Origin of the sequence: Pseudonocardia parietis (assembly GCF_017876315.1) — a bacterium.
GTDB lineage: Bacteria > Actinomycetota > Actinomycetes > Mycobacteriales > Pseudonocardiaceae > Pseudonocardia > Pseudonocardia parietis.
Map to the genome: position 1 here is coordinate 135,390 of NZ_JAGINU010000004.1, position 12,608 is coordinate 147,997.

Consider the following 12,608-nt stretch of genomic DNA (forward strand, 5'->3'; position numbering starts at 1 on the left):
AACTCGTTCGGCGAGCGGGCGGGCGCCGCGCTACGCCGAGCGTTCCCGTCCCCCTCGACGAGTGGGGAGTCTGAGCCGAACCGCTCACCTCGGTAGCTGGAACAACTTCCACCCGTCGCCGTCACCGGGGGGACTAAGAGCGTCCGGCAAATGATGTTCAGCGGAGTCGGCGGGTGGTCGGCCGGGTGGGCCAGCGGTAGAGCACGCGTGCGCGGTTGATCAGGCGGCGGATCACGGTCAACGCGGCGGCGAGGTTGAGGTAGAACTCGGCGATGTCGCGGCGCTTGTCGGTGAACCGGCGCAGCTTGCCGAACCCGTTCATCCACGCGTGCAAGCGCTCGACCGGCCACCGCCGCCCAGCCTGGATCGGGGCGGGTTCGCCCTTGAGCGCGATGTGGGCGTCATAGCCGAGGACCTCGAGCAGGTCGCGAGTCTTGGCCGAGTCGTAGCCCCGGTCCAGATGCATGCCCGGCAGATCGGGCAACGGACCGATCATGTCGCAAACCCCGGCCAGGGTGGGTTCGAGCAACGGCGAGTCGTGATCATTGGCGCGGGCGGCGACCAGGTGCAGCGGGATCCCGTTCCCGTCGCCGGCCACCGAGCGTTTGGTGCCCTGTTTGCCCCGGTCAACCGGGCTGCGCCCGGATACCTCACCGCCGCACGGGGACTTGGTGATCGACCCGTCCACGGACAGGTCATCGAGGTCGAGTCCGATCATCTGGTCGTAGCCGGCCAGGGCCTGGCGCAGCGTTTCTCGACCGACGCCGGCCCGGGCCCAGTCGTCAAGGCGGCGGCGGATGGTGCGGTCCGAGCAGCCCGGTGAGGCGAGGCGTTCGTAGCCGCTGCCGTGCACCAGCGCGGCGAGCACGTGTTCGAACACGACCCGGTCCGGGATCCGGCGACGATGACAGCCCCACGGATGGGTCGGGGAGAACTCGGGCCGTCGTTCGGACCCGATCAGGTCAGCGAACTCGACCCACAGCGGCTCGATCAGGGATGCTGGCAACAGAGGCACGGACCCTCCAGGCGATCACAGGACTTCAGCAATCCCATGATCACTTCTGGGTCCGTGCCTCTACCTGCAACGACACGCGGCGACCTCATTTGCCGGACGCTCTAACGGATGGGTTCCTCTGAATCCGGAAAACGACCGTTAACGAGACACTCCCTCGACGGAGCGTCAGTCCCGGTGAGAGCTGTCGCAAAACTTGTGACCGAAAACAACGTCTCACATAGGTGTGATCGTGAGCGCTTGTTGGCGTTGCTTCTTCAGTGGTGGGTGGCGTTAGAGGACGCCGATGACCAGGGACTCGCGGGCGGTGTCGACGACCTCGGCGGTGACGGTGCTGAGTTGGTTGATCTCCATGATGCGGTGGACCTGGGCCATCAGGCGGGTGGTGAGCCGGAAGTTCCCGCCGGTGGTGCGGATGATCGCCGCGCGCGCCTCGCTGGTGGTGTAGTCCTCGGCGTCGTCGAGGGCGAGGTCGGGCCAGCGGCGGGTGAGCACGAAGGTGTGCTCGTCGGCTGAGAGTGGCTGGTAGTGGTGGAGGAAGCCGACGCGGCTGTAGAGCTGGGGGTAGCGGGCGAGGCGGCGTTCGATGCCGGGCATGCCGATCAGGACCAGCCCGATCCCGGTGCGGTCGTGGTGGTCGCGCAGGGCCTCCAGTCCTGGGGTCTTGAGCCGGTCGGCCTCGTCGACGATCAGGAGCTCGGCGTAGGGACCGTTGCGTTGGATCAGGTCGGGTGGGCGGCGGTCGGAGTGCAGCGCAGTTTCGACCGCCCAGCTGAATCGGGTGTGCAGCCAGCTGAGGTCCTTGTCGATGGTGCGCGGTGTGTTGTGCACGGTCGGGGTGTAGAAGATCGTGCGGGCCTCGATCGCGGCCGCGGGCGCGACGCCTTCGTAGAGGCGGTAGCTCCGGATGGCGGCGCCGACGGTGTCCCAGCAGCTGTAGTGGCGGGCGGAGAGGGTCTTGCCGACGCCGGGCGCCCCGTGACAGAGGCCGATGTAGCGGTCGCGGCGGACCGCGTCGCAGAACTCGGTGAACCGGCGGTGCTGCTTGGTGACGACGAACTCCGACGCGGTCTCGGCCGGCGTCGCGGATGCGACCGGTGACGCCGGCCGGTCATCGTCGGCCTCGGCGTGGGCGCCCGACTGAGATGCCTCGGTGCTGGTCACGGTCAGTCCTCTCGGTAGAGCTTGAGCCGTCGGGCCGGGACGGGCTCGTCGTCGGGTGCGGCCGCGGTGCCCGCTGCGGGGTGGTCGTGGCCGGGTCGGTGCACGGCCACGAGCTGGTCGACGACGCTGGCGCGGTTGCGCAGGCCTTGCCGGACCTCGCGGCGGCGGGCGTTGCGCGCGGCGGTGAGGTCTTTCAAGGCAACGCAGCGCCCTGCCAGTTCCGGGCAGATCGCCCGGCACAGGAACTGTTCGTCGTGGAAGATGCGGATCTCGGCGAGGTCGCGCGGGTCGTAGCGGATGACGACCTGCTCGCCGACGTAGGCGGCCAGGGTCGGGTCGAGGTAGCGCAGGCCGTGGAAGCGCACTCCGTCGGGGTGGATCTTGCGCGGCTTGGCGACGGTGAGCAGCAGGAGGTCGAGCTGTTCGAGCGAGTCGGGCATCCGGGGCAGGAACCCGCCGGCGGTCCACCGCTCGTTCGGGCTCTGGCGGGTCTCGCTGTGCACGCGGTGGTGGTAGTCGCCGGTGAGGAAGGCACCGATCGCGGCGTCGAGCTCGGCCAGGGTGAGTTGGGCGCGTCCGGCTCGGTCGGGTACCCCGCGTGGGGCGTAGCCGGGTAGCGGCTGCAGGCACATCTGGTTGATCGTGTTGAACAGTCTCTCGATCTTGCCGCGGCCGCGGGGTTTGCCGGGCAGGGAGAACACCAGCTGGACGTGCAAGTCCGCGGCGACGGCTTCGAGGTGCCGGGAGGTGAAGTCGCTGCCGTGGTCGGTGTAGAACACGGCGGGGATGCCGCAGACCGGCCAGCCGGGATCGGGCTTGCGCCAGATCGCCTGGCGCAGCGCCAGCGCGGTGTTCAGCGAGCTCGGCGCTTCCAGGCTGACCGCGTAGCCGGCCGCGGCGCGGGAGTGGTCGTCCTCGATCACCGTCAGCCAGGGCCGGGCCGGCGTGCCGGACGGGGCGATCACCCAGATGTCGAGCTCGGTGTGGTCGGCCTGCCAGATCTCGTTCGGCGCGCCGGCCTCGCGGCGCCCGACCAGGTCGAACACCTCCTCGTAGCGCTTGGCGCCCTCGTGGGCCAGCGTGGTCAGCGCCGGATCGAGGTCGGCGACGATCGCGTACACCGTGGCATAGGACGGCACCGGCCAGCCGTGTTCGCCGGCCATCGCCCGGATGGTGCGGTGGATGGTGGCCGCGCTCGGGCGCGGAATGCGCAGCGCCATCCCCTCGATCAGGGTGACCAGCTGCTCGGGCACCCTGCGGCGGCCCCGGTCCACGCGCGACCGCCGCGCCAGCCCGGCCAGCCCGGCCTCGCGGTAGCGGGCCAGCCACCGCTGCGCGGTGCGCACCGGAACCCCGGCGTGCCGGGCCGCCGCGGTGAGCGCGACGCCGTCGTCCAGGTGCGGGCGCAGCACCGCGAACCGAGCCATGGCCAGCTCGCGCTGCGCCTCCGTCATCGTCGAGGCGGTCAGCGCCGATCCGGTCGGGGTGGCCTCCACCGTCGTCGTCTCGTCGCCGGTCACGACGCGGCCGCCGGCTTACTCAGGTGCCGGTAGATGGTGGGGCGGGTGACCCCGAACTCGGCGGCGATCTGGGCGACGGTGTAGCGGCGTTTGCTGTCGGCGCCGGTCTCCTCGTACATCTGGCGGGCCAGGGCGACCTGGCGGGGTCCGAGTTTCGGCTTCTGCCCGCCGGTGCGCCCGCGCGCCCGAGCCGCGGCCAGGCCGTCGATGGTGCGTTCGGACATCAGGGCGTGCTCGAACTCGGCGATCGCGCCGAGGATCTGGAAGAACATCCGCCCGACCGGGGTGGAGGTGTCGATGCCCTGGTCGAGCACCACCAGGTCGACCTGCTTGGCCTGCAGCTGCTTGGACAACCCGATCAGGTGCTCGAGGGAGCGGCCGAGCCGGTCCAGCTTGGTGATGACCAGCTGGTCGCCTGCGCGGCCGGCGGTCAGCAGCGCCTTGTCCAGCTCGGGTCGGCGGGCCAGCGTGCCGGAGGCCTTGTCGACGAAGATCTCCTCGCAGCCGGCCGCGGTGAGCGCATCGTGCTGGGCCTCGAGGTGTTGGTCACGGGTGGACACTCGTCCGTAGCCGATCCGCATGCCTCGAACCGTATCGCGAACCCCTGAGGACGTGACGTAGCCGCGGACACGGGTTCCGTTACAGCAGTGTCCTGCGAGAACGCGGCAGCTCGTGGAGTGTCTCGCGAACGATCCTTACCCGACAGCGACACCTGGACCCGTAGGGTCGCCGGACGGCACGCCCGCACCCCCGAAGCTCAGCGATCAGCTACCGTCCTACGGGTGTCCCAGCCCGAGGTGGAGCGCCAGGTACGCCAACAGCGTGGCGACATCGACTCGCTCTACGAACTGGTCGAGGGCGTCGACCGGAAGGTCGACAGCCTCGACGAGAAAGTCAGCGCCCTGGACATGAAGCTCGACCGCCGGCTCGACGAGCTCAGCGGCCAACTGGCCGAGGTCCTGCGCCAGCTCGGCCACCAATAGGGCGATCACCCTCGGCATGGACGAGTAGCGTCGCGACACCGCGGGCGGCGACCCGGCCGCGACCCGCTGCGAGTTGGACGGGTACTGAGAACCAGAGACCTGCGGAAACGCTGCTCACGAGCACAGCGACCGGGGCGTGTCAGATCAAGACCGATTACGACATGATCCCGGGTTGCCGGGTCCGTTCGCGAAACTAGAGTTCTTAGAGACGTGAGCTTCAGCGGGCGCGCGCCGGTGGTGCTGTTCGAGCTAGCCCCGGACGTTGATGGTGGCCATCATCCCGGCGTCTTCGTGGTCGAGGATGTGGCAGTGGTACACGCTGCGCCCGTCATGTTCGGTGAACGGGATCCGCAGCCGGGCCCAGCCGCGGGCCGGGACGAGCACGACGTCTTGGGGCACCCCGACCGGCCGGGCGCCGTCGCTGGTGGCGAGCACGGTGAACGGCCAGACGTGCAGGTGGAATGGGTGTGCGAGTGGGCTGGGGTTGTTGATCGTCCACTCCTCGGTGGTACCGAGTTGCACGGTCTGGTCGTCGCGGGCGGGGTCGAAGGTGCGGCCGTCGATGGTGAAGGCCATCCCGCCCATCCCGCTGCCGCTCATGCCCATCTGGAAGGTGATCTGTCGTCGCGCGGTCGTGGGTCCTCCGCCGGTCTTCTCAGCGGGCAGGGTGGCCGGCAGCGGAGGGGCGGTGACCGACGGCCCGTCGGTGACCAGGGTGGCCAGGGTGACCGGCCCGCTGGCGGCGATGTTACCGCCCATCATCCCCTCCATGCCGCCGCGGTCGACGGCGTCGGCGATCAGCGGGTAACGGCCGGTTCCGGTGGGGCGCACGATCACGTCGGCCCGGTTACCCGGGGCGAGCAGCACGCGGTCCTTCGTTGCCGGCGCGGGCAAGAAGGTGCCGTCGTGGGCGACCTGGATCAGGTCGTGCCCGTCGAGGCGGATCGGTAGCACACGGGAGACACAGCCGTTGATGATCCGCCAGCGCTGCGTCGCCCCGGGAGCGGCGGGGATGGTGGGTTGGTGCTGGCCGTTGACCAGCACCAGCTCGCCCTGGCGGCCCATCGCCCGGTCCATCGCGCTGGCCTCGAGGAGGTGGCCGTCGGCGTCGAGAGTGGTGTCGGTGACCAGCAGCACCCGGTCCTCGACTACGGGCAGGTCCGGGCCGTTCCCAAGTGGCGGGTCGACCAGCAGCGCGCCGGCGAGCCCGCCGAAGACTTGATCGGCCACCATGCCGTGGTGATGCGGGTGATACCAGAACGTCCCCGCGGGATGATCGGGCGGTATCCGGTAGCGGTAGTCGAACGAGGTGCCCGGATCGATGCGCAGGAACGGGTTGTCGCTGTTGGCCTGCGGGGACACCCGCAGCCCGTGGGTGTGCAGATTGGTGGGCTTATCGAGCCGGTTGGTCAGGCGCACCTCGAGTTCGTCCCCGGCCCGGACCCGTAGCGTCGGTCCGGGCGAGGTGCCGTTGAAACCCAGCGCCTGGGTGTCGACGCCGCCCAGCCGCGCGCCTGCAGCGGCGGTGAGTTCGACCTGCAGCCGACCGTCGCGGCTGTCCAGGACAGGCGGCTGATGCAGTTCGGCTCCAGTGTCGGCGGGCTCAAGCCGACTCGTCCCGACACCGGGGCCAGCAGCGATCCAGCCGGTGCCGCCGGCGGCGAGGCTGGCCGCACCGAGCCCACCGAGGATGATCGCGCGGCGGCGGCTGATCGGAGCCGGGGTCATGCCAGCTCCGCGCGGCGCCGCCGGTACTCCTCGTCGTCGATCTCACCGCGGGCGAATCGCTCGTCGAGAATGCTCCTGGCCGAGGACGAGGCATCGGCCGACGAGGCTGCCTGCGCAGGCGGGGACTCGCGGCGCGGACCCGCCGCCTGGTCGAGGCTGCGGCGGTTCTGGGTGAGCCGCACCGCGACATAGCCCAGCAGCACGATCCCGATCAGTACCAGGACCGGCCAGATCCAGGCCCAGCCCATCATCGAGTTTCCCATCATGGTTCTGCCCTCCTGCAGGTGTATGCCTGTGGACGTGTGGCTCTCGCCGCGTACCCGTTCGTCACCGGCGCCCGCGGTGTCTTCTTTACCTATTTGGGGCCGTCTCGGTGGTGCGGCCCGAGGTGATCCAGCCCTGGGTGCCGCCGGCGACGGAGACGGCATCGATGCCGGTCTGGGTGAGCAGTTCGGCGGCTTGGGCGCTGCGACCTCCGGACTGGCAGACCACGTGCACCGTGGCGCCGGTGGGGATCTCGCCGATCCGGTGGGCGAGCTCGGGCAGCGGGACGAGGTGGGCGCCGGGGATGTGGCCCTCGGCGTACTCGTCGGGGTTGCGGACGTCGATCAGGGTCACCTCGCCCGCGTCGCGGGCGGCGGCGAACTCGTCGACGGAGGTCTCGCGGATAGCCATGGTTCGTTCTCCTTCGATCATCGGTCGGGTCGGTCGAGCGGTCGGGTCGGTCGAGCGGTCAGGTGGTGAGTAGCGCCGTCACGGTCTGGGCGGTGACACCGGCGGCGACCAGGAGCACCAGCACGGCGAACCCGCGCCGCAGGGTGGCTGCGGTGAGTCGTCGGGCGAGCCGGCCCGCCGGGAGCGAGGCCACGATCGCCGCGCCGGCGAACGGAATGATGACCGACCAGTTCATGCCCGCCGCGCTCGCTCCGAGGTAGGGCAGCAACCCGGCCGCGGAGTTGGCGACGATGACGACCAGCGAGGTCGCGACCGCGGTCGGGGTCCGCAGGCCCAGGGCGACGATCAGGGCGGGAACGAGCAGGAACCCGCCACCGACGCCGAGCAGGCCGGTGAGGAACCCGACCAGCAGGCCGACCGCGACCGCGCGCGGCAGGCAGCGTCGCCAGGCGACGCCGCCGCCGGGTAGCTCGCACACCCCGCCGGCCTCGTCGGTGCCGCGCAGCATCCGCAGCCCAGCGGCGACCATGATCGCGGCGAAGGCCAGCATCAGCCAGCGCTGATCGAACAGGTGATTGACCACGGCTCCGGCGATCGCGGTGGGGACACCGGCGACACCGATAACCGCGGCGAGGCGCCAGTTGACCTCGCGGAGTGCCCTGGGGGCGACCGCGACGGCGGAGGCCAGCCCGATCACCACCAGCGATGCCGGGACTGCTTCGGCCAGCGGCAGCCCGAGCCCGTAGACCAGGGCGGGGACGGCGAGGATGCCGCCCCCGCCGCCCACGAGGCCGAGCAGGGCGCCGATGACCAGCCCGAACCCTGCCGCGAGGACGCTCACCGCGCTCGCCCCCGCGGTCCGGCGCGCAGGGTGGCGAGGGTGTCGGCGGCGCCCGGTTCGGTGACGCCGCGGTTGATCGGCAGCCGCGCTAGAGCGGCGCCCATCGCGCACGTGTCCGACAGCGCGGAGAACGTCAGACCGGCGCCGATCCCGCCGGCCACCAGCCGACCCTTCGGAGTGAGGTACCGACCCGCGGTGAGCCCGGCGAGCACGAGGACACCGGCGACCAGGCGGACCTGGCGCTCCAGCGCCCAGACCCTGGCGCCGACGACGACGTCACCACCGGCGGCGGTGTAGGCGGGCAGGCCCCCGTCGAGGACGTGGGCGCGGTCCAGCCCGACCGCGGCGAGGTGGTGGCGGGCCTGCTCGGCGCGCACACCGGACTGGCACACCAGGACCACGGGGCCTTCGAGGTGGGTGGCGAGGTCGCTGGTGTGCTCGGCCAGCGTGGCCAGCGGCACGTGGTAGGAGCCGCGGACGTGCGTGGCCTCGTACTCGGCGGCGCTGCGGACGTCGACGACCATCGGCGCGCCGCTTTCGTCGCCGTCGTGCGCCCTCTGCCAGGCGACGACAACGCGGGCATCGACGGCGCGCCCGACCTCCGGGATCTCGAGTTCAGAGGTCGCGAGCTCGGGGGCGGGGGTCGCGGTCATGCGGGGAAGGTCCTCTCTCGATCGACGTCTCGCTCGTTGCCCGAGCGGATTCGCCTGGGTGTGCGCGGTGCTGCACCGCCGCATCGCGGGTGGGCAGCACCGCGATGGGGGTCGCTGGCGAGCGCGGGTCAGCTGCCGGTGGTGGCAGGCTCGTCGGTCATGGCCAGCCCGGCGTCGGCGGCCCGGGGCCAGTCGTCGTTGATCAGGACGACGTCACGGCCGGGGCGGTCGAGCATCGAGGCGGCGATCGAGGCGCGGTAGCCCGAGCCGCAGTAGACCCAGACCTCGCCGTCGGGGACCTCGTCGCGGCGGGCGGGCAGCTCGTGCAGCGCGATGTGCACCGAACCCGCCACCCCACCGGCGGCGCGCTCCTCGTCGCGGCGGGCATCGACGACGAAGGGCCCGTCCTGGCCGCGCTGCGCTCGGGCCGCAGCCAGGCCGGTGAAGTCAGAGACCGGGTAGGAGCGCAGGCCCTGTCCGGCCGTGAGGGACTCGATCGGGCCGGTGGCGGCGCCGGCGAAGCGGTCGATGCCGATGCGGACCAGTTCACGCTGGGCGTCGGCGACCTGCCGCGCATCGTCGCCGATCAGGGTCACCTCGGCGTCGAAGTCGAACGTCCACCCGAAGTAGGTGACAAACGGTGTCGAGAGCTCGTATCCCAGCGAGCCGGGCAGGTGCCCAGCGGCGAACGCGGTGCGTCCGCGCAGGTCGACCACCCACTGCCCGGCCTCGAGGCGGCGCCGCAGCTCAGCAGGATCGACCGGCTCCGGGGCCGACAGGTCGACCGGGGCGGGGCCGGCGGCGTTCGCCGGCCCCATGCGGGCGTAGTAGGTCGGAAACGCCCCCAGCCCGGCGATCAACGCGTCGACGTAGTCCTGCTCGTCCTGGGTCAGCGCGGGGTTGGTGCTGGCCTCCTGGCCGACGGTGGAGCCATCGGCGCCGCTGGCCGGGGTGCTGGCGCAGAAGCTGCCGAACCCGTGGGTCGGGTAGACCGCGGCCTCGGCGGGCAGCTGGTCGACCAGCCGACGCACCGAGTGGAACTGGGCGTGGCTCAGCTCGACGGTGTCCGCCGGCGACACGAGGTCGGTTCGCCCGGTGGTGCCGTAGAGCATCGACCCACCGGTGAACACCGCCACCACAGCTCCACCGGGGGCCTCGCCGGTGGAGGTGTCGAGCAGGGCGTAGGACAGGTGATGGTGGGTGTGCCCGGGTGTCGCGATCGCCCGCAGACGCATCGACCCGGCCGTGACCTCGTCGCCGTCGGCGATCGGTGTGCGGTCGAATCCGACCTCGTCCGCGGCGTTGACCAGGTACGCCGCACCGGTGCGCTGCGCGAGGTCGAGCCCCCCGGTCACATAGTCGTTGTGGATATGGGTCTCGGCGACCAGGGCGACCCGCACACCCAGATCAGCGGCCAGATCCAGAACCCGGTCGATATCGCGCTGCGGGTCGATCACCACCGCCACCTCGCCGTCGGTTACCAGGTAGCTGCGATCACCCAGCCCGGACGTCGCGATCGTCTGAATGTCGATCATCATAGTTCCCTACCCGGTAGGGTATCTCCTACCGTTTGCTCGATCGTCGTGCTTGGTCAGTAGTCGGCGATGGCGTGCCCTACTTCCGACGCCGGTCCCTCGAACCGCCGCGGATCGGCCCCGTCAGGCCAGGGACAGGAACAGTCGTTCCATCTCGGCCACGTCGACCGCCCGCACTCCCTCGTCGTTCTCGGTCATGCAGTGCCGCAGACCGGTCGCGATGATTTTGAAGCCGGCCTTGTCCAGTGCCCGGGCGGCAGCGGCGAGCTGGGTGACCACGTCCTTGCACTCACGCCCGTCCTCGATCATGCGGATGATCCCGCTGATCTGGCCCTCCACGCGGCGCAGGCGACTCACCACTTCGCTCAACTCACTGACCTGAACCTGCATCGCCGTCTCCGTTCCCGGGCATCCCACGGTGGGCCCGTGGACTTGCCCTCCGCATAACCACCGTACCCCCGGGGGTATTCCGGTAGCGTCGTGACCCCAGCCACCGACCCGACCACCTGACCCCGGAGTTCCACACGAAAGGAGCCAGCAGCGTGCAGATCGCCCACACCGTCGAGGTCGCCCTCGACCACCCACAGGCCATCGACGCCGTCACCGCCGCCCTCGCCGAGCAGGGATTCGGCGTGCTCACGACCATCGACATCAAGGCCACCCTCGCCGCGAAGCTCGGCGAACAGGTCGACGACTACACCATCCTCGGCGCCTGCAACCCCCGCCTCGCCCACGCCGCACTGTCCGCCAGCCCGGAGGTCGGCCTGCTACTGCCCTGCAACGTCACCGTCCGCCGCGCCGACGGCCGCACCATCGTCCAAGCCGTCGACCCCGGCACCCTGCTCGGCATAGCCGCCGGTGATCAAGCCGAACTCGCCGACACCGCCGCCGACGCAGGAAACCGTCTACGCGCCGCCCTCGACTCACTGACCTGACCAGCGCCCGGCCCTCGACGTTCAGTCGATCTCATCCCTGATGGGACGGCGACCACTGGCACCGCACGCACGTAGCGAGGCACTGATGTTCGACCGTCGTTCTACAGCGGCGGCATGGATGCTCTTGGGCCAATGAACGCGGGACTGTTGATCAAACGGTGTTTCCGGCCCGACACGCCGGGGTGAAATCCGGCGGGATGGGCACGGTGAGTGATGACATCGGATGGCATGAGCGCCTCAACCACAGGGAGCAACACGTCGGGGCGGCGGTCGTCGCCGGAGCAGGAGGCGGCGGCCACGATGGTCGCCCAGGCGCGTGAGCGGGGCCTGGACCTCACGGGCCCGGATGGGCTGCTGAAGGTCTTCACCAAGAATGTGCTGGAAACGTCACTCAACGAGGAGATGACCGAGCACCTTGGGCATGAGAAGAACCAGGCGGATGCTGAGCGTGAGTCGGCGAATATCCGCAACGGCACCCGGCAGAAGACGATCCTGTCCGACGCGGTCGGTGAAGTCCCGATCGAGGTTCCGCGGGACCGGGATGCCACATTCGACCCGGTGATCGTGAAAAAGCGTCAGCGTCGCCTCGGTAATGTCGACGAGGTGGTGCTGTCGCTGTACGCCAAGGGGCTGACGACCGGCGAGATATCGGCACATTTCGCCGACATTTACGGCGCGTCGATGTCAAAGGAAACTATCTCACGAATCACGGACAAAGTGATCGAGGAGATGGAGGAATGGCAGAACCGGCCGTTGGATGCGGTGTACGCGGCGGTGTTCATCGACGCGGTGCACGTGAAGGTCCGTGACGGGCAGGTCGCCAACCGGCCGGTGTATGCCGCCATCGGCGTCACACTGGACGGGCGACGCGACGTGCTGGGCCTGTGGATGGGCACCGGCGGGGAGGGCGCCAAGTACTGGATGAGCGTCCTGCTGGACCTGAAGAACCGGGGCGTGCGGGACACGTTCTTCCTCGTCTGTGACGGACTGAAAGGGATTCCCGAGGTCGTCGCGAACGTGTGGCCGCAGGCGATCGTGCAAACCTGTGTCATCCACCTCCTGAGGAATTCATTCCGGTTGGTGTCGCGAAAGCACTCCGATGCGCTCAAGAAGGATTTGAAGCCCATCTACACCGCACCGAACGCTGACGCGGCCAAGAACGCGCTCGACGAACTGGAGGACAAGTGGGGCGCACGCTACGGCGCGATGATTCGGCTGTGGCGCAACGCCTGGGACGAATTCATTCCATTCCTCGACTACGACGTCGAAATCAGGACGGTGATCTGCTCGACAAACGCCATCGAATCGTTGAACGCACGCTACCGGCGAGCGGTGCGGGCGCGCGGGCACTTCCCAAGCGAGCAGGCCGCCCTGAAGTGCCTGTACCTTGTCACCCGCAGCCTCGACCCCACCGGAACAGGCCGCACCCGATGGACGATGCGCTGGAAGCCCGCGCTGAACGCCTTCGCCATCACTTTCAGTGACCGCTGGCCGGCCGCTGAAACCTACTGACAACCAACGCCGGAAACACCGTTCGTGCGATAGACCCATGAACGCGCGCA

14 protein-coding genes are annotated in these 12,608 nt (G+C 69.9%); 3 read left to right on the forward strand and 11 right to left on the reverse strand.

Annotated elements, in window-relative coordinates:
* Nucleotides 1-157 precede the first annotated feature (157 nt).
* The 4 genes from JOF36_RS36785 to JOF36_RS36800 all read right to left on the reverse strand — a co-directional run bounded on the left by JOF36_RS36785 (nucleotide 158) and on the right by JOF36_RS36800 (nucleotide 4,277).
* Nucleotides 158-1,015, reverse strand: coding sequence for an IS5 family transposase (locus JOF36_RS36785; RefSeq protein ID WP_210026896.1), 858 nt, complete (start codon nucleotides 1,013-1,015; stop codon nucleotides 158-160).
* A gap of 270 nt (nucleotides 1,016-1,285) precedes the next feature.
* Nucleotides 1,286-2,176 (reverse strand): AAA family ATPase, encoded by an 891-nt coding sequence (locus JOF36_RS36790; protein WP_210036853.1) that lies wholly within the window; start codon nucleotides 2,174-2,176, stop codon nucleotides 1,286-1,288.
* Between the two features lie 2 nt (nucleotides 2,177-2,178).
* Nucleotides 2,179-3,696, reverse strand: a complete 1,518-nt coding sequence (locus tag JOF36_RS36795; protein WP_210036854.1) for a TnsB C-terminal domain-containing protein — start codon at nucleotides 3,694-3,696, stop codon at nucleotides 2,179-2,181.
* On the reverse strand, nucleotides 3,693-4,277 hold the full coding sequence (locus tag JOF36_RS36800; protein WP_210036855.1) for a recombinase family protein: 585 nt from the start codon (nucleotides 4,275-4,277) through the stop codon (nucleotides 3,693-3,695). Before JOF36_RS36800 ends, JOF36_RS36795 begins: the two co-directional genes overlap by 4 nt.
* A gap of 201 nt (nucleotides 4,278-4,478) precedes the next feature.
* Here JOF36_RS36800 and JOF36_RS36805 point away from each other — a divergent pair, with 201 nt between their 5' ends.
* On the forward strand, nucleotides 4,479-4,679 hold the full coding sequence (locus JOF36_RS36805) for a hypothetical protein (protein WP_210036856.1): 201 nt from the start codon (nucleotides 4,479-4,481) through the stop codon (nucleotides 4,677-4,679).
* A gap of 249 nt (nucleotides 4,680-4,928) precedes the next feature.
* Here the strand turns inward: JOF36_RS36805 and JOF36_RS36810 are convergent, their stop codons facing one another.
* From JOF36_RS36810 to JOF36_RS36840, 7 genes are all read right to left on the reverse strand, one after another.
* The gene (locus tag JOF36_RS36810; protein WP_210036857.1) at nucleotides 4,929-6,407 is read right to left on the reverse strand and encodes a multicopper oxidase family protein; all 1,479 of its coding nucleotides are present in this window, start codon (nucleotides 6,405-6,407) and stop codon (nucleotides 4,929-4,931) included.
* Nucleotides 6,404-6,673, reverse strand: a complete 270-nt coding sequence (locus JOF36_RS36815; RefSeq protein WP_210036858.1) for an SHOCT domain-containing protein — start codon at nucleotides 6,671-6,673, stop codon at nucleotides 6,404-6,406. Before JOF36_RS36815 ends, JOF36_RS36810 begins: the two co-directional genes overlap by 4 nt.
* Nucleotides 6,674-6,758: 85 nt before the next feature.
* Nucleotides 6,759-7,082: a rhodanese-like domain-containing protein gene (locus JOF36_RS36820; RefSeq protein ID WP_210036859.1), complete on the reverse strand. Its 324-nt coding sequence runs from the start codon at nucleotides 7,080-7,082 to the stop codon at nucleotides 6,759-6,761.
* Nucleotides 7,083-7,140: 58 nt separating this feature from the next.
* Nucleotides 7,141-7,923 carry a sulfite exporter TauE/SafE family protein gene (locus tag JOF36_RS36825; RefSeq protein ID WP_210036860.1) on the reverse strand — a complete coding sequence of 261 codons (783 nt, stop codon included), beginning with the start codon at nucleotides 7,921-7,923 and terminating at the stop codon, nucleotides 7,141-7,143.
* The gene (locus JOF36_RS36830) at nucleotides 7,920-8,576 is read right to left on the reverse strand and encodes a rhodanese-like domain-containing protein (RefSeq protein ID WP_210036861.1); all 657 of its coding nucleotides are present in this window, start codon (nucleotides 8,574-8,576) and stop codon (nucleotides 7,920-7,922) included. The genes JOF36_RS36825 and JOF36_RS36830 overlap by 4 nt, the downstream gene beginning before the upstream one ends.
* Before the next feature lie 128 nt (nucleotides 8,577-8,704).
* Nucleotides 8,705-10,111, reverse strand: coding sequence for an MBL fold metallo-hydrolase (locus JOF36_RS36835; protein ID WP_210036862.1), 1,407 nt, complete (start codon nucleotides 10,109-10,111; stop codon nucleotides 8,705-8,707).
* Between the two features lie 123 nt (nucleotides 10,112-10,234).
* Nucleotides 10,235-10,501, reverse strand: a complete 267-nt coding sequence (locus JOF36_RS36840; protein WP_210036863.1) for a metal-sensitive transcriptional regulator — start codon at nucleotides 10,499-10,501, stop codon at nucleotides 10,235-10,237.
* A 152-nt stretch (nucleotides 10,502-10,653) separates the two neighbouring features.
* On the opposite strand from JOF36_RS36840, the gene JOF36_RS36845 reads away from it, so the two are divergent.
* The gene (locus tag JOF36_RS36845) at nucleotides 10,654-11,046 is read left to right on the forward strand and encodes a DUF302 domain-containing protein (RefSeq protein ID WP_210036864.1); all 393 of its coding nucleotides are present in this window, start codon (nucleotides 10,654-10,656) and stop codon (nucleotides 11,044-11,046) included.
* Nucleotides 11,047-11,346: 300 nt separating this feature from the next.
* On the forward strand, nucleotides 11,347-12,558 hold the full coding sequence (locus JOF36_RS36850) for an IS256 family transposase (protein WP_443706280.1): 1,212 nt from the start codon (nucleotides 11,347-11,349) through the stop codon (nucleotides 12,556-12,558).
* Nucleotides 12,559-12,608 lie beyond the last annotated feature (50 nt).